The sequence below is a fragment of the Streptomyces sp. NBC_00523 genome, assembly GCF_036346615.1.
GTDB lineage: Bacteria > Actinomycetota > Actinomycetes > Streptomycetales > Streptomycetaceae > Streptomyces.
Genome location: NZ_CP107836.1, coordinates 2,879,920 through 2,895,723 on the forward strand (window position 1 = coordinate 2,879,920; position 15,804 = coordinate 2,895,723).

General features: G+C 71.6%; 14 protein-coding genes. 3 read left to right on the top strand and 11 right to left on the bottom strand.

All coding sequences use genetic code 11. The annotated features are described in order from the left end of the window. Nucleotides 1-18: 18 nt before the first annotated feature. From OHS17_RS12875 to OHS17_RS12885, 3 genes are read right to left on the bottom strand one after another with little or no spacing between them, the layout of a single operon-like run. Nucleotides 19-1,215, bottom strand: coding sequence for a dipeptidase (locus tag OHS17_RS12875; protein ID WP_330312276.1), 1,197 nt, complete (start codon nucleotides 1,213-1,215; stop codon nucleotides 19-21). Nucleotides 1,216-1,220: 5 nt separating this feature from the next. Beyond that, nucleotides 1,221-1,760 carry a 5-(carboxyamino)imidazole ribonucleotide mutase gene (purE, locus tag OHS17_RS12880; protein ID WP_093708538.1) on the bottom strand — a complete coding sequence of 180 codons (540 nt, stop codon included), beginning with the start codon at nucleotides 1,758-1,760 and terminating at the stop codon, nucleotides 1,221-1,223. Further along, a complete protein-coding gene (locus OHS17_RS12885) occupies nucleotides 1,757-2,896 on the bottom strand; it encodes a 5-(carboxyamino)imidazole ribonucleotide synthase (RefSeq protein WP_161208324.1) in 1,140 nt (379 codons plus the stop codon). The genes purE and OHS17_RS12885 overlap by 4 nt, the downstream gene beginning before the upstream one ends. A gap of 157 nt (nucleotides 2,897-3,053) precedes the next feature. Here OHS17_RS12885 and OHS17_RS12890 point away from each other — a divergent pair, with 157 nt between their 5' ends. Beyond that, nucleotides 3,054-3,575, top strand: coding sequence for a GtrA family protein (locus OHS17_RS12890; protein WP_330312278.1), 522 nt, complete (start codon nucleotides 3,054-3,056; stop codon nucleotides 3,573-3,575). A gap of 6 nt (nucleotides 3,576-3,581) precedes the next feature. Here OHS17_RS12890 and OHS17_RS12895 read toward each other — a convergent pair whose 3' ends face one another. Together OHS17_RS12895 and OHS17_RS12900 are read right to left on the bottom strand one after the other, a co-directional pair. Beyond that, nucleotides 3,582-4,847 carry an ATP-binding protein gene (locus OHS17_RS12895; protein ID WP_018104032.1) on the bottom strand — a complete coding sequence of 422 codons (1,266 nt, stop codon included), beginning with the start codon at nucleotides 4,845-4,847 and terminating at the stop codon, nucleotides 3,582-3,584. 63 nt (nucleotides 4,848-4,910) lie between these two features. After that, nucleotides 4,911-5,588, bottom strand: coding sequence for a response regulator transcription factor (locus OHS17_RS12900; RefSeq protein WP_018104033.1), 678 nt, complete (start codon nucleotides 5,586-5,588; stop codon nucleotides 4,911-4,913). 424 nt (nucleotides 5,589-6,012) lie between these two features. On the opposite strand from OHS17_RS12900, the gene OHS17_RS12905 reads away from it, so the two are divergent. Next, nucleotides 6,013-7,509: a peptide MFS transporter gene (locus OHS17_RS12905; RefSeq protein ID WP_330312279.1), complete on the top strand. Its 1,497-nt coding sequence runs from the start codon at nucleotides 6,013-6,015 to the stop codon at nucleotides 7,507-7,509. An 89-nt stretch (nucleotides 7,510-7,598) separates the two neighbouring features. On the opposite strand, the gene OHS17_RS12910 is transcribed toward OHS17_RS12905, so the two are convergent. Together OHS17_RS12910 and OHS17_RS12915 are read right to left on the bottom strand one after the other, a co-directional pair. After that, nucleotides 7,599-8,108, bottom strand: a complete 510-nt coding sequence (locus tag OHS17_RS12910) for an ATP-binding protein (protein ID WP_330312280.1) — start codon at nucleotides 8,106-8,108, stop codon at nucleotides 7,599-7,601. A 261-nt stretch (nucleotides 8,109-8,369) separates the two neighbouring features. Continuing rightward, nucleotides 8,370-8,738, bottom strand: coding sequence for an STAS domain-containing protein (locus tag OHS17_RS12915; RefSeq protein WP_330312281.1), 369 nt, complete (start codon nucleotides 8,736-8,738; stop codon nucleotides 8,370-8,372). Nucleotides 8,739-9,025: 287 nt separating this feature from the next. On the opposite strand from OHS17_RS12915, the gene OHS17_RS12920 reads away from it, so the two are divergent. Further along, nucleotides 9,026-9,922: an RNA polymerase sigma factor SigF gene (locus OHS17_RS12920; RefSeq protein WP_330312282.1), complete on the top strand. Its 897-nt coding sequence runs from the start codon at nucleotides 9,026-9,028 to the stop codon at nucleotides 9,920-9,922. Between the two features lie 93 nt (nucleotides 9,923-10,015). On the opposite strand, the gene hutI is transcribed toward OHS17_RS12920, so the two are convergent. The 4 genes from hutI to hutU form a co-directional block, all read right to left on the bottom strand. After that, nucleotides 10,016-11,188 carry an imidazolonepropionase gene (gene hutI / locus OHS17_RS12925; protein ID WP_330312283.1) on the bottom strand — a complete coding sequence of 391 codons (1,173 nt, stop codon included), beginning with the start codon at nucleotides 11,186-11,188 and terminating at the stop codon, nucleotides 10,016-10,018. Nucleotides 11,189-11,259: 71 nt separating this feature from the next. Further along, entirely contained in the window at nucleotides 11,260-12,645 is a 1,386-nt protein-coding gene (locus OHS17_RS12930) for a formimidoylglutamate deiminase (protein WP_330312284.1), read from the bottom strand. Then, nucleotides 12,636-13,847, bottom strand: a complete 1,212-nt coding sequence (locus tag OHS17_RS12935) for an allantoate amidohydrolase (RefSeq protein WP_330312285.1) — start codon at nucleotides 13,845-13,847, stop codon at nucleotides 12,636-12,638. The genes OHS17_RS12930 and OHS17_RS12935 overlap by 10 nt, the downstream gene beginning before the upstream one ends. A gap of 143 nt (nucleotides 13,848-13,990) precedes the next feature. Further along, complete coding sequence (gene hutU, locus OHS17_RS12940) at nucleotides 13,991-15,652, bottom strand: urocanate hydratase (protein ID WP_330312286.1); 1,662 nt, start codon at nucleotides 15,650-15,652, stop codon at nucleotides 13,991-13,993. Between the last annotated feature and the right edge of the window lie 152 nt (nucleotides 15,653-15,804).

Genomic DNA, 15,804 nt, shown 5'->3' on the forward strand with positions numbered 1-15,804 from the left:
GAAGGGCGCCCCGGTGGCTCAGGCCGCCGGGGCGTCCAGCTGTTCGATCGTGGCGTGGGACGGGCCGCGCCGGGTGCGCAGGTCCCGCGCCACGTCCTCGGCGGCGCGCAGCACCCGTACGGCGTTCTGCCAGGTGAGCTTGGCCAGGTCGGCGGCGGACCAGTTCCGGCGCAGCAGCTCCGCGATCAGGTTCGGGTAGCCGGCGACGCTCTCCAGGCCCTGCGGGAGGAACGCGGTGCCGTCGTAGTCGCCGCCGATGCCGATGTGGTCGACGCCCGCGACCTCGCGCATGTGGTCGAGGTGGTCGGCGATGGTGGCCACGGTCGCGACGGGGCGCGGGGTCGCAGCCTCGAACGCGGCGTGCAGCTTCATCGCGCGCTCGGTGGTGTCCAGGTGGTGCAGCCCGTGCGCGCGCAGGTTCTCGTCGGCGGCCCGCGTCCAGGCGACGGCCTCCGGCAGGACGAACTTCGGTACGAAGGTGGCCATGGCGATGCCGCCGTTGGCCGGGAGCTGCGCGAGGACGTCGTCGGGGATGTTGCGCGGGTGGTCGCAGACAGCGCGCGACGAGGAGTGCGAGAACATCACCGGCGCCTCGGAGGTGGCGAGCGCGTCGCGCATGGTCGTCGCCGCGACGTGCGAGAGATCGACCAGCATGCCGGTGCGGTTCATCTCGCGGACGACCTCGTGGCCGAACGGCGAGAGGCCGCCCACGCCGGGCTCGTCCGTCGCGGAGTCCGCCCAGGCGATGTTGTCGTTGTGGGTGAGCGTCATGTAGCGGACGCCCAGCGCGTGCAGCCCGCGCAGGGTGCCCAGCGAATTCGCGATGGAGTGGCCACCCTCGGCGCCCATCAGGGAGGCGATCCGGCCCTCGGCGCGGGCGGCCTCCATGTCGTCGGCGGTCAGGGCGCGCCGGAGATCGGCCGGGTAGCGCTCCAGGAGCTCGGCGACGACGTCGATCTGTTCCAGCGTCGCGCTGACGGCGGCGTCGCCCGCGAGGTCGGAGCGCACGTAGACGGACCAGAACTGGGCGCCGACGCCCCCGGCGCGGAGCCGGGGGATGTCGGTGTGCAGGTGGGCCGACTGGTCGGTGGCGATGTCGCGTACGGCCAGGTCGTAGTCGACCTGCTCGCGCAGCGCCCACGGCAGGTCGTTGTGGCCGTCGACCACCGGGTACTCGGCGAGGAGTTCCCGGGACCGGTCCAGTCGGTCCGTCATGGTGCCTACTTTCCGAAGCCGAAGGACTCCGCGCCCGCCGCCTTCTGGCGCAGCCGCTTGCCCTTCTCGGTGGCCTGGTCGTTGAGGTCGCCCAGGAACTCCGTCATCCGGCCCTGGAGCTCGGGGTCGGCGGCGGCCAGGACGCGGACGGCCAGCAGACCGGCGTTGCGCGCCCCGGCGATGGAGACCGTGGCGACGGGGATGCCGGCGGGCATCTGGACGATGGACATCAGGCTGTCCATGCCGTCCAGGTACTTCAGCGGGACCGGCACGCCGATGACCGGCAGCGGGGTGACCGAGGCGAGCATGCCGGGCAGGTGGGCGGCGCCGCCCGCGCCCGCGATGATCGCCTTGAGGCCGCGGCCCGCCGCGTTCTCGCCGTACGCGATCATCTCGCGGGGCATGCGGTGGGCGGAGACGACGTCGACCTCGTACGGGATGCCGAACTCGTCCAGGGCCTTGGCCGCCGCTTCCATGACGGGCCAGTCGGAGTCCGAGCCCATGACGATGCCGACGACCGGGGCGGCGGAGGCGGGGGAAGTCATTCGGTGATCGTTCCTCGCAGGTAGTCGGCCGCGTGCCGGGCGCGTTCGCGCACGTCCGCCAGATCGTCGCCGTAGGTGTTGACGTGGCCGACCTTGCGGCCGGGCTTCACGTCCTTGCCGTACATGTGGATCTTGAGCTGCGGGTCGCGCGCCATGCAGTGCAGGTAGCCCTGGTACATGTCCGGGTAGTCGCCGCCGAGGACGTTGCACATGACCGTCCAGGGGGCGCGGGGGCGCGGGTCGCCGAGGGGGAGGTCGAGGACCGCCCGGACGTGGTTGGCGAACTGCGAGGTGATCGCGCCGTCCATGGTCCAGTGGCCGGAGTTGTGCGGGCGCATGGCCAGCTCGTTGACCAGGATGCGGCCGTCGCGGGTCTCGAACAGCTCGACCGCGAGGTGCCCGACGACGCCCAGCTCGGAGGCGATGCGCAGCGCGAGCTGCTGGGCCTCGCCCGCCAGGCCCTCGTCCAGCTCGGGCGCCGGGGCGATCACCGTGTCGCAGACGCCGTCGACCTGGATGGACTCGACGACCGGGTAGGCCACGGCCTGGCCGTGCGGCGAGCGGACGATGTTGGCCGCCAGCTCCCGTACGAAGTCGACCTTCTCCTCGGCGAGCACCGGGACACCGGCCCGGAACGGCTCGGCCGCGTCCGCCTCGGAGCGGACCACCCAGACGCCCTTGCCGTCGTAGCCGCCGCGCACGGTCTTGAGGACGACCGGGAAGCCACCGCCCTCCGCGGCGAAGGCCACGACGTCGGCCGGGTCCTTCACGATGCGGTGGCGGGGGCAGGGCGCGCCGATCTCGGTGAGCTTCGCGCGCATCACCCCCTTGTCCTGGGCGTGCACCAGAGCGTCGGGGCCGGGGCGCACGGGAATGCCGTCCGCCTCCAGGGCCCGCAGATGCTCGGTGGGCACGTGCTCGTGATCGAAGGTGATCACGTCACAGCCGCGCGCGAAGGCCCTCAGCGTCTCCAGGTCGCGGTAGTCGCCTACGACGACCTCACCCGCCACCTGGGCCGCGGAGTCCTGAGCGGTGTCGCTGAGGAGCTTGAACTTGATGCCGAGGGGGATGCCCGCCTCGTGGGTCATACGGGCGAGCTGACCGCCACCGACCATGCCGACTACCGGGAACGTCACGCCCCCAGGGTATCCGCACCGCCCGCCCGCGCCCGTGGCCGGGGGCGGGGCCCACCTCACACGTTCGCGTACGCACAGGCGTCCGGCGGGTGTCCTGGTTAGCATGGCCGGGTTGACGGAACATGGAGCGGGACCTACGGACGGACTGAGCGATCACATGAGCGAGCGAGGCGCACTGCGGGCCCGGCTGGAGCTGCTGGCCCGGGAGGTCGCCAAGTTCGGCGTGGTCGGCGTGGTCGGCCTGGTGGTCAACATCGCCGTGTCCAACCTGCTGTGGCGGTACACGGAGATCCCGACCGTGCGGGCCGGGCTGCTCGCCACGTTCGTGGCGATCCTCTGCAACTACGTGGGCTTCCGCCACTGGACGTACCGCGACCGCGACAAGACCGGCCGCACCCGTGAGCTGACCCTGTTCCTGCTGTTCAGCGCGGTGGGCGCGGTGATCGAGACCGGCGTGCTGTACGTGGCGACGTACGGGTTCGGCTGGGACACCCCGGTCCAGAGCAACGTCTTCAAGATCGTCGGGATCGGCGTCGCGACGCTGTTCCGCTTCTGGTCCTACCGGACGTGGGTCTTCAAGGCGCTGCCCGCGCCTTCGGAGGGCGTTGCCGACAAAGAGGCCCTGGTGACGGTGCCCGCGCCCGCGGTGCGGGTCGAGGTGGATCCGGCGCGTCGGTAGCCGGCATTACCGCACCGGGCGTTCCGGTTCCTCTCTCGGCTGGGCCATGCGACTCAGGAAGAGGGCGAAGACCGGGGGCTGCTGCTGAAGGAGTTCCAGGCGGCCGCCGTCCGCCTCGGCGAGGTCGCGGGCGACCGCGAGGCCGATGCCCGTGGAGTTGCGGCCGCTGATGGTCCGCTCGAAGATCCGGGCTCCCAGGTCCGCCGGGACGCCGGGGCCCTCGTCCGTGACCTCGATGACCGCCTGGTTGCCGGTGACCCGCGTGCGCAGCGCGACCGTACCGCCGCCGTGCATGAGCGAGTTCTCGATCAGCGCGGCCAGGACCTGGGCGACCGCGCCCGGGGTGCCCACGGCGCTCAGTCCCTGCTTGCCGGAGCAGACGATGGCGCGCCCCTCGCCACGGTAGGCCGGGCGCCACTCCTCGATCTGCTGCTTGACGACCTCGTCCAGGTCGAAGACGACCGCCGAGCCCGTCCGGGGGTCCCGGGCGTTGGTCAGCAGCCGCTCCACCACGTCCGTGAGCCGTTCGACCTGGGCGAGGGCGATGTGCGCCTCCTCCTTCACGGTCTCCGGGTCGTCGGTCAGCGAGATCTCCTCGATCCGCATGGACAGGGCCGTGAGCGGCGTACGCAGCTGGTGGGAGGCGTCCGCGGCGAGCCGGCGTTCGGCGGTGAGCATCCGGGCGATCCGCTCGGCGGAGGAGTCCAGGACGTCGGCGACGCGGTCCAGCTCGGGCACCCCGTACCGCTTGTGGCGCGGGCGGGGGTCGCCGGAGCCCAGGCGTTCGGCGGTCTCCGCGAGGTCGGTGAGCGGCGAGGCCAGCTTGTCGGCCTGGCGTACGGCGAGGAGGACGGCGGAGACGATGGCCAGCAGCGCCACCGCGCCGATGATCATCAGGGTGCGGCCGACCTCGCGGGTGACGGCGGAGCGGGACTCCTCGACGGTGACCGTCTCGCCGTTCTCACCCGTCTCGGTGGCGGTGATCACGCTGCCGCCGGGGCGCTCGCCGACCTCGATGGGGGCGCGTCCCGGCATCTTGACCAGGGCGTAGCGCTTGTCGTCGATCTGCTCGGCCAGCACCGCGGGGTTGATCCGCTCGGAGCCCAGGAGCCGGCTCTCGATGACGCTGATCAGCCGCAGCGCCTCGGAGTCGACGCTCTCCTGGGCGCTGCTGCTGATGGTGCGGGTCTCGACAATGACGAGGGAGACGCCGAAGACGGCGATCACCACGAGCACGACGGCGAGGGTCGAATTGATCAGTCGTCGGCGCATGCCTGCTTCTGTACGTCAGTCGGCTCGGGTCGGACAGGTCGGACAGCAGGGACGCTACAGGTCCTAGCTCTTCTCGAAGCGGAAGCCGACGCCCCGGACCGTGGCGATGTAGCGCGGGTTCGCCGCGTCGTCGCCGAGCTTCTTGCGGAGCCAGGAGATGTGCATGTCGAGCGTCTTGGTGGACGACCACCACGTGGTGTCCCAGACCTCGCGCATCAGCTGGTCGCGGGTGACGACCCGGCCCGCGTCCCGGACGAGGACCCGCAGGAGGTCGAACTCCTTCGCGGTGAGCTGCAGCTCCTCCTCGCCCATCCAGGCCCGGTGCGACTCGACGTCGATGCGGACGCCGTGCGTGGCGGGCTGGGGGGCGGGCTCGGTGGCGCCGCGCCGCAGCAGGGCCCGGACCCGGGCGAGGAGCTCGGCGAGGCGGAAGGGCTTGGTGACGTAGTCGTCGGCGCCCGCGTCGAGCCCGACGACCGTGTCCACCTCGTCCGCGCGGGCGGTCAGAACCAGGACCGGCACGGTGTGACCCTCGGCACGCAGCCGGCGGGCGACTTCGAGGCCGTCCATGCCGGGCAGCCCCAGGTCGAGCACGACCAGGTCGATGCCGCCCTGGAGTCCGGCGTCGAGCGCGGTCGGTCCGTCTTCCCGCACCTCGACCTCGTAACCCTCCCGCCGCAGGGCGCGGGCCAGCGGCTCCGAGATGGATGCGTCGTCCTCGGCGAGCAGTACACGGGTCATGCACTGATGGTAGTCCGCGCGGCGGACGGCTAGGGAGGCGATCCAGGAGCCCTGCGGGACTGGGTGCCGTTACCGGTAGGACCTTCGAATATGCGAGTGTGGTTGCCCCTGGACCTGTGATCCATGTCTCAAGTCCTTTCATATCGGGCTCTGTCGTGTCGTATGGTGTCCCAACGCCTATTGCACTACTCAAGGACCTTTGGGCAGCTCTGAGCGCCAAGGGTCTCTTTTGTGTGCGGGGCCGGTACCCGCCGGCCCGGAAGTTCAGTGAATGACCTGTGGGCCGGGCCCGGACCGCCGATGACGGCGCTCCGGGTGTGGATCCCGTCGCGGAAGGGCGTACCCGCGGCGGTGCCGGCCTCCCCCCACCGGGCGCGTACCCGCTTCTCAGCGGCGCCGCGTCCCGAGCACACAAGGATCGATCATGGCGTCCAGCCTGACGAAGGACCCGTCGAGCACCGCTGGTGGCGAGAAGACCTTCTTCGGCCACCCCCGGGGCCTGGCCACGCTCTTCATGACCGAGATGTGGGAGCGATACAGCTTCTACGGCATGAAGGCACTGCTCCCGCTGTACCTGATCGCGCCCGGCGGCATGCACATGAACGCCACCACGGCGACGGCGATCTACTCGGTCTACATGGCGATGGTCTACCTGCTCGCCATGCCCGGCGGCTGGATGGCCGACCGCTTCTGGGGACCGCGCAAGACGGTCGCCATCGGCGGCGCCGTCGTCATCCTCGGGCACATCACGCTGGCCGTGCCGAACTCGGTGACCTTCTTCGCGGGCCTGGTGCTCGTGGCGCTCGGTTCCGGGCTGCTGAAGGCCAACATCTCCACGATGGTCGGCCACCTCTACGACGGCCCGGAGGACCCGCGCCGTGACGGTGGCTTCACGCTGTTCTACATCGGCATCAACGTGGGCGCCTTCCTCGCCCCGCTGTCGATCGGCACCGTCGGCGAGAACGTCAACTGGCACTTCGGCTTCGCGCTCGCGGCGCTCGGCATGGCCCTGGGTCTCGCCCAGTTCATGCTCGGCACCCGCCACCTGAGCCCGCAGAGCGACGTCGTCTCGACGCCGGCCACCGAGCAGGAGAAGCAGTCGGCCCTGCGCAAGGGCCTGATCTGGCTGATCGTCGCGGCCGTCGTCTACGGCCTGATGGCCGTCACCGGCAACTTCGCCGACTGGTCCACGGTGCCGCTGAGCATCGCCGGTCTGGTCATCCCGGTCGCGGTCCTGGCGCGCATGAAGCGCGACAAGGAGCTGACGACGACCGAGCGGTCCAAGCTCTCGGGCTACATCTGGTTCTTCGTGGTCGCCGCCGTCTTCTGGATGATCTACGACCAGAACGGCTCGACCCTGTCGATCTTCGGTGAGAACTCGACCACGAACCACCTGCTGGGCTTCGACTTCCCGACGTCCTGGTACCAGTCGCTGAACCCGATCTTCATCATGGCGATCGCCCCCGTGGTCGCCTCGGGCTGGCTGTGGCTGAACAAGCGCGGCAAGGAGCCGAGCACCGCCGTCAAGTTCGCCTCCAGCCTCGTGCTGATCGGCATCTCCTTCGCGGTCTTCCTCATCCCGCTGATCGACACCGCCGCCAACGGCGGCAAGGTCAGCCCGATGTGGCTGGTGGCGATCTACTTCATCCAGACCGTCGCGGAGCTGTGCCTCTCGCCGGTCGGCCTGTCGGTCACCACGAAGATGGCTCCCGCGAAGTACAGCTCGCAGATGATGGGCGTGTGGTTCCTCGCGGTGACCGCGGGCGACTCGCTGACCGGGCTGCTCACGGCTCCGCCCATCGGCGTCGACCTGAACACCACGGGTTCCGTCGTCTTCGAGGTGGTCCTCGCCCTCATCGCCGGTGTGGGCATCTGGATGTACCGCAAGAAGGTCGCCCAGCACATGGGCGACGTGCACTGATTCCGTATCCCGTACGGAAAACGGGAAGGGGCCCCGCACCGACGCGTCGGTGCGGGGCCCCTTCCGTACGTCCGGAGAGTGCCGGGCCGTTACGCCGGAGCGGCCAGCTCCGCCCACACGGTCTTGCCGGGCTCGCCCGGCACCCGTACGACTCCCCAGTCCAGGCAGAGCCGCTGCACGATGAACATGCCGTGGCCGCCGGGCCGCCCGGCCCGGTGCGGCGTGCGCGGCGCGGGCTGGCCCGCACCGCCGTCGGCGACCTCCACGCGGAGCGCCTTGGCGCTGCGGGCGATCCGGAGCTCGTCGGGGCCGCCCGCGTGCAGGCACGCGTTGGTGACCAGCTCGGAGACGACCAGCAGGACGTCCTCCGCGGCGGCGCGGCGGTCGGCGCTGGACCCGGGGAGCCAGCCCCAGTCGTGGAGAGCCTGACGGGCGAAATCACGGGCCGTCGGCACGATGCCGGTGGCCTCCCGCAACGACAGCGTGCGCCACTGCCGCTCGGCGGCCTCGGCCGGCCGGACGGGCTCGGCGGAGGAAACGCCCGCGCCCTCCGGCTCGCGGCCGAGGTCGCCCGGCGGATGCTGCCGGGTGGTGCTCATCAGCGCTTCACCTCACCGATTCACCATGTCGCCCTTGGACGGACACGAACCATTGAACAGAACAGATACGACTACAAATACCGATACGCATACCGATACGGACACTGATACAGGAACCGCACGGGCACGGAGAGCCAGGCCGCCCGGGCTCGCCGCAAGATCTCCTGCCCGGCCGAACCGAGACGACACCCCTTACCGCTTCGCGGATCGCGTAACCCACGCGACGGACGAGGCGGCCGGGGACGCCGGAGCGCGGCCCGGTCAGGTCTCCAGGGCCTCCGCGAGGGACGCGTGAACGGTGAATACCGCCTCGGCCCCCGTGATCTCGAAGACCCGCGCCACCACGGGCTGCATCGCGGCCAAATGAACCCCTCCCCCGGCTGCCTCCGCCTTCAGGCGGGCACCGAGCAGCACGTTCAGCCCGGTGGAATCACAGAAGTCGAGTCGCGAGCAGTCGACCACCAGGCGCGCACGCCCGTGTTCGACCGCGCTCTCCAGCGGCTCGCGCAGCAGATCCGCCGTGTGGTGATCGAGCTCACCCACAGGCGTCACCACCTCGCTGCGCCCCTCAGTCCGGACCTCGACCTGAAGCCGACCCCGGTTCGCACTGCCGACCGTCCCGCGGTCCATGCCCGTCCCTCTTCACCGCTCGTCACTGTCCGCATCACCGCACGTGCGGATGCGTGCACAGCTGTCACTGATGTTCTTGGAACAGTACGCGTTCCGTGCGCCACGCGGTAGCCAGAGACCTCAACAAAGCGGACATAGCCGGGCAATTGGAGGTTGTACCGAGTCATGGCTAGCGGGTAAGGGTAGAGGGACCCCAAAAAACGCGACCGGCTTCGGAGGCGCCGCTTCACCGCAGGAACACGTATGGGCATCGGCAGCCATATGCCGAGAACGATGGAGGAGACCGCATGTCACCCCGGCTCGACGTACCGCGTACCCCCAACGCGCCGTCGGCATGTCCTCAGGGACTGACCGAATCACCCACCGAAGAGCTCGACGGACTCGAGGGCCTTCCCGAGATCCCGCCCTACACCGAGGTGGGGGCGCTGGACGCCAGGGCCCTGTCGAAGACGCTCTTCACCCGGCTGGAGACCCTCGAAGAGGGCACGCCGGAGTACGCCTACGTACGCAACACCCTCGTCGAGCTGAACCTGGCCCTGGTCAAGTTCGCCGCGTCCCGCTTCCGCTCCCGCAGCGAGCCGATGGAGGACATCGTCCAGGTCGGCACGATCGGCCTGATCAAGGCGATCGACCGCTTCGAGCTCAGCCGGGGCGTCGAGTTCCCGACCTTCGCGATGCCGACCATCGTCGGCGAGATCAAGCGTTTCTTCCGCGACACCAGCTGGTCCGTGCGCGTCCCGCGCCGCCTGCAGGAGCTGCGGCTCGACCTGGCCAAGGCGGGCGACGAGCTCGCCCAGCGGCTCGACCGGGCGCCCACCGTGGGCGAGCTCGCCGACCGCCTCGGCCTCACCCGTGACGAGGTCGTGGAGGGCATGGCCGCGAGCAACGCGTACACCGCGAGCTCGCTCGACGCCAAGCCCGAGGAGGACGAGCACGAGGGCGCGCTGGCCGACCGGATCGGCTACGAGGACCACGGGCTCGAAGGCATCGAGTACGTCGAGTCCCTGAAGCCGCTCATCGCCTCGCTGCCGGGCCGCGACCGCCAGATCCTCTCGCTCCGGTTCGTCGCCAACATGACGCAGTCGGAGATCGGCGAGGAGCTGGGCATCTCCCAGATGCACGTGTCGAGACTGCTCTCGCGCACCCTGGTCAAGCTCCGCAGGGGCCTGACGCTGGACGAGTAGGACGCGTCCCGCGCCCCCCGTGCGCGCGGACAGCGGGAAAGGACCTGCCCCGGACGGGGCAGGTCCTTCCGCGTTCCGGGGTCCTTCCGGAGGTCAGACCACGCGTGCGCCGGCCCGCCACACCTCGTGGACCAGCGGCACGCCCGGCCGGTACGCGAGGTGGACGTGGCTGGGCGCGTCCAGGACCACCAGGTCGGCGCGGGCGCCCGGGGCGAGGCGGCCCACGTCGTCGCGCCGCAGGGCCGCCGCACCGCCCGCCGTGGCGGACCAGACGGCCTCGTCCGGGGTCATGCCCATGTCCCGCACGGCGAGGGCGACGCAGAACGGCACGGACGAGGTGAACGAGGAGCCCGGGTTGCAGTCCGTGGACAGGGCGACGGTGGCGCCCGCGTCGAGCAGCCTGCGGGCGTCCGGCCAGGCGGCGCGGGTGGAGAACTCGGCGCCGGGCAGCAGCGTCGCGACGGTGTCCGACTGCGCCAGGGCGTCCACGTCCGCGTCGGTGAGGTGGGTGCAGTGGTCGGCGGACGCGGCGTCGAGCTCCACGGCGAGCTGGACGCCGGGTCCGTGGCCGAGCTGGTTGGCGTGGACCCGGGGATGCAGGCCCCGGGCGCGGCCCGCGGTGAGGATCGCCCGCGCCTGGTCGCCGTCGAAGGCGCCGCGCTCGCAGAAGACGTCGATCCAGCGGGCGTACGGGGCGCAGGCGTCGAGCATCGGTCCGGTGACCAGGTCCACGTATCCGGCGGGGTCGTCGGCGTAGTCCGGGGAGACGATGTGCGCGCCGAGGAAGGTGACCTCGTCGGTGTGGCGGGCGGCGACGCGCAGGGCGCGGGCCTCGTCCTCGACGGTGAGGCCGTAGCCGGACTTGGTCTCGAAGGTGGTGGTGCCCTGGCGCAGCGCCTCGGCGAGGTAGCGGGCGACGTTGGCGGAGAGCTGTTCGTCGGTCGCGGCGCGGGTGGCGGCGACGGTGGTGCGGATGCCGCCCGCGCTGTAGGGCCGGCCGGACATCCGGGCGTTGAACTCCTGGGTGCGGTCGCCCGCGAAGACCAGGTGCGAGTGCGAGTCCACGAAGCCGGGGATCACGGCCCGGCCGCCCGCGTCGACGGCGTTGTCAGTGGCGGGTGCTTTGCTGGACGCACCGGTCCAGACGACGCGGTCGCCCTCGATGACGACGGCGGCGTCCTGGACCAGCCCGAGGGGGGACCCGTCGCCGAGGGAGGGGTCGTTGGTGACCAGTGCGGAGATGTGGGTGATGGCGGTCGTCGTCATCGGGGGACTGCTCTCCTTGCGTGGGAGCCGGGGGGTGTGCGCCGGACAGGCCCTGGGGGGTGCCTTGCCGCTCAGGGCCGCAGCGCGCCGATGGCCTGGGCGAGGGCTTGCGGGACGTCGTCCACCAGCGTGTGCCGTCCGTCGCGTACGAGGTGGCGCCCCGCCACCACGGTGTGGCGGACATCAGCGGCGGAGGCGGCGAATACGGCGGTCTCCGCTGCCAGCCGGGGCACCGGTCCCGCTGTTCTGACGGAGTCGAGCGCGATGGTCACCAGGTCGGCGGGGGCGCCTGCTTCGAGGACGCCCGCTTCGGGCCGGCCGAGCGCGGCGTGGCCGTCGGCGGAGGCGGCGCGCAGCAGGGCGGCGGCCGTCCAGTGGCCGCGCCTGCGGGTGCGCAGGCGTTCGTTGAGCTCCATCGCGCGGGCCTCCTCGAAGAGGTCGATCACCGCGTGGCTGTCGCTGCCGAGCGAGAGCGGGGAGCCGGCGTGCTGGAGGGCGGCCGCGGGGCCGATGCCGTCGGCGAGGTCCCGTTCGGTCGTCGGGCACATGCAGGTGCCGGTGGACGTCGAGCCGAGGAGGGCGATGTCCTCGTCGGTGAGGTGGGTGTTGTGGACGCCGGTGGTGCGGGGTCCGAGGACGCCGTGGTCGGCGAGGAGCCGGGCCGGGGTGCGTCCGTGGGCGGCGAGGCAGGCGTCGTTCTCGGCGGTCTGCTCGGAGAGGTGGACGTGCAGGGGGGCCTGCCGTTCCTCGGCCCAGCGGGCGACGGTGGAGAGCTGCCCGGCCGGGACCGCCCGCACGGAGTGGACGGCGGCGCCGATGACCGTGTGGTCGTCGCCCTTGAGGAGGGCGGCGCGTTCGGCCCAGGCGTCGGCGGTCCCGTCGCTGAAGCGCGCCTGGTGGCGGTCGGGTTCGCGGTGGTCGTCGGGCCCGGAGCCGAATCCGGCGGAGAGGTAGGCGGTGTCGAGCAGGGTGATCCGGATGCCGGCCGCGCGGGCGGCCGCGATCAGGGCCTCGCCCATGGCGTTGGGGTCGTCGTAGGGCGTGCCGCCGGGCGCGTGGTGCAGATAGTGGAATTCGCCGACCGCGGTGATGCCGGCGAGCGCCATCTCCGCGTACACGGCGCGGGCGAGCGCGTAGTAGCTGTCGGGTGTGAGCCGGGACGCGACCTGGTACATGGTCTCGCGCCAGGTCCAGAAGGTGCCCGAGCCGACCTGGACGGTGGAGCGCAGGGCGCGGTGGAAGGCGTGCGAGTGGGTGTTGGCCAGGCCGGGCAGGGTGAGCCCGCGCAGCGCGGTGGCGCCGGGCGGGGCCGCTTCCACTCCGGTGCGTACGCGGGCGATCCGCCCGTCGGCCACGTCCAGGGCGACGCCCGGCTCGACATGGGTGCCGAGCCAGGCGTGGGACAGCCAGTACGTCTCGGTGACGGGTGTGCCCGTCGCCTCCGTCGTCAGCGGCACGCGAGACCTTCCAGTACGTCGGCGAGTGCGATGACCCCGGCCACGCAGTCGTCCTCGGCGGCGTGTTCGGCCGGCGAGTGCGAGATCCCGGTCGGGTTCCGTACGAACAGCATGGCGGTCGGGACCGAAGCGGACAAAATACCCGCGTCGTGCCCGGCGCCGGTGCCGAGCACGGGGACCGGGCGCCCGGTGGCGTGGGCGGAGCCCTCGAGCAGGGTGGACAGTTCGTCGCGCAGGGCGTGCCGGAACTCGACCACGGGCGTGAACGACTCGCGGACGACGTCGAGGCCGATGCCGGCCCGCTCCGCGTGCTCCCGGGCGGCGCGCTCGACGGCGGCGACGACGGCGTCCAGGGTGTCCTGGTCGGCGGCGCGCGAGTCGAGCCAGCCGCGCACGAGGGACGGGATCGCGTTGACCCCGTTGGGCTCGACGGCGACCTTGCCGAAGGTGGCGAGGGCGCCCGCGAGTTCCGCCTCCCGCCGGGCGGCGATGACGGTCTCGGCGTACGTGAGCATCGGGTCCCGGCGGTCGGCGAGCCGGGTGGTGCCCGCGTGGTTGGCCTCGCCCCGGAAGTCGAATCGCCAGCGCCCGTGCGGCCAGATCGCGGAGGCGATGCCGACGGGGTCGCCGGAGAGGTCGAGGGCGCGGCCCTGCTCGACGTGGAGCTCCACGAAGGCGCCGATCCGGGCGAGCCGTTCGGGGTCGGGGCCGATGGCGTCGGGGTCGTGCCCGGCGGCGGCCATGGCCTGCGGAAGGGTGACGCCATCCGCGTCGCGCAGCCGGTGCGCGGCCTCGACGGTCAGCTGTCCGGCGGCGAGCCGGGAGCCGACGCAGGCGAGGCCGAACCGGGCGCCCTCCTCGTCACCGAAGTTGGTGATGGCCAGCGGCTTGGCGAACTCCACTCCCCTGCGGCGGAGTTCATCGAGCGCGGCGAACGAGGAGACGACGCCGAGCGGCCCGTCGAAGGCGCCGCCGTCGGGCACGGAGTCGAGGTGCGAGCCGGTGACGACGGCGTCCCCGGCGAGCGGGTCTCCGAGCCAGGCCCACTGGTTGCCGTTCCGGTCGACCTCGACCGTCAGCCCCCGCACCTCGGCCTGCGCCCGGAACCACTCCCGGCACTCGGCGTCGGCCCCGGTCCATGCGTACCGCCGGTACCCCCCGCTGTCGGGGTGCCGCCCGATGGGCGCAAGCTCAGCCCACATGGCCTGGAAGCCTTGTTGTGGGCATTCGTTCCGCAGGGCGAGGGGGGCACCTCCCACGCCTTCAAGGCTGTGGGGGAGGGTGGGCACAACGGAACCCGCACCCTGCGAAGGCCCCGCACCACCCCCGGGCGCATCCGGGCCCGTCACGCGTCGCCCTCCCGCATCGGCACCCGCACACCCTTGTCCGAAGCCACCGCGTCCGCGATGTCGTACCCCGCGTCCACGTGCCGGATCACCCCCATGCCCGGGTCGTTCGTCAGCACCCGCCGGATCTTCTCGCCGGCCAGCGGCGTGCCGTCGGCGACGGTCACCTGTCCGGCGTGGATGGACCGGCCCATGCCGACCCCGCCGCCGTGGTGGAGGGAGACCCAGGAGGCGCCGGACGCCACGTTGACCATGGCGTTCAGCAGCGGCCAGTCGGCGATCGCGTCGGAGCCGTCGAGCATGGCCTCGGTCTCGCGGTACGGGGAGGCGACGGACCCGCAGTCCAGGTGGTCGCGCCCGATCGCCAGCGGCGCCGCGAGTTCACCGCTCGCCACCATGTCGTTGAAGCGCTCGCCGGCCCGGTCGCGTTCGCCGTAGCCGAGCCAGCAGATGCGGGCGGGCAGGCCCTGGAAGTGGACGCGCTCGCCGGCCATCCTGATCCAGCGGTGCAGGGACTCGTTCTCCGGGAAGAGTTCGAGCAGCGCCTTGTCCGTCTTGTGGATGTCGGACGCCTCGCCGGACAGGGCCGCCCAGCGGAACGGGCCCTTCCCCTCGCAGAACAGCGGGCGGATGTAGGCGGGGACGAAGCCGGGGAAGTCGAAGGCCCGCTCGTATCCGGCGAGCTGTGCCTCGCCCCGGATCGAGTTGCCGTAGTCGAAGACCTCCGCGCCGGCGTCCATGAAGCCGACCATCGCCTCGACGTGCCGGGCCATCGACTCGCGGGCGCGGGTGGTGAAGTCGGCGGGCTTCTCGGCGGCGTACGAGGCCATGTCATCGAAGTCGACGCCGACCGGCAGGTAGGCCAGCGGGTCGTGCGCGCTGGTCTGGTCGGTGACGATGTCGACGGGGGCGCCCTCGGCGAGCATCCGGGGCAGCAGCTCCGCCGCGTTGCCCAGGAGACCGATGGAGAGCGGGCGGCGGGCGTCGCGGGCCTCGACGGCGAGCTGGAGGGCGTGCTCCAGCGATTCGGCCTTCACGTCCAGGTAGCGGTGCTCGATGCGGCGCTCGATGGCGCGCGGGTCGCAGTCGATACAGATCGCGACGCCGTCGTTCATGGTCACGGCGAGCGGCTGGGCGCCACCCATCCCGCCGAGCCCGGCGGTCAGGGTGATCGTGCCGGCCAGCGTCCCGCCGAACTTCTTCGCGGCGACGGCGGCGAAGGTCTCGTAGGTGCCCTGGAGGATGCCCTGGGTGCCGATGTAGATCCAGGAACCGGCGGTCATCTGGCCGTACATGGTGAGTCCGAGCGCCTCCAGGCGGCGGAACTCCTCCCAGTTCGCCCAGTCGCCGACCAGGTTGGAGTTGGCGATCAGGACGCGCGGCGCCCACTCGTGCGTCTGCATGACGCCGACCGGCCGCCCGGACTGGACGAGCATCGTCTCGTCCTGCTTGAGCGTGCGCAGCGTACGGACCATCGCGTCGAAGGAGCGCCAGTCGCGGGCCGCCTTGCCCGTGCCGCCGTAGACGACGAGCTTGTCGGGGTGCTCGGCGACCTCGGGGTCGAGGTTGTTCTGGAGCATCCGCAGGGCGGCTTCCTGCTGCCATCCCAGGGCGGTCAGTTCCGTACCGCGCGGCGCCCGTACGGGGCGGGGTCCTGACATGGCGGTGCCTCCTCGCGACTGTGATTTTTCTATTCACATCTTGAGCCGATGAATACGCCCAGTCAACAGGCGGGGCCGCGAGGCTTCCCGGCACGTCACAAGCCGTACGTGGCGGGGCATTCTCCACCACCCGCCCGCATGTACCGATGGAA